The sequence below is a fragment of the Sedimentibacter sp. B4 genome, from assembly GCF_000309315.1.
In the GTDB taxonomy this organism is placed as follows: Bacteria; Bacillota; Clostridia; order Tissierellales; family Sedimentibacteraceae; genus Sedimentibacter; species Sedimentibacter saalensis.
Genome location: NZ_CANG01000643.1, coordinates 1 through 232, shown reverse-complemented (window position 1 = coordinate 232; position 232 = coordinate 1). Strand labels below are relative to the sequence as shown.

Below are 232 nucleotides of genomic sequence, written 5' to 3'. Positions count from 1 at the left end.
ATGATCCGGATCTCGGTGAGCAGCCGCTCGCCGATCGCCGAATCCGTCGCGCCTTCGGAGTTCGACATGGCCGAGCTGACCGCGCCAAGGATCACCCCGAAGGCGACCTTGGCCCGGTGCTGGTCGCCCATGCGCTGCTCGACCAGCTGGTACAGCGGTCGCAGGCGCGTGATGGTCTGGGTCCAGAAGTCCATCGCGAGCTCGGGCCGATCGCGCAGCAGCGTCTTGACGC

The 232-nt window shown here is 67.7% G+C and carries 1 protein-coding gene; it reads right to left on the bottom strand.

Annotation, left to right across the window (positions count from 1 at the left end; translation table 11 throughout):
* Positions 1-232, bottom strand: a 232-nt coding sequence (locus BN358_RS26755) for a hypothetical protein (RefSeq protein ID WP_198018460.1), incomplete at both ends; no start/stop codon positions are given.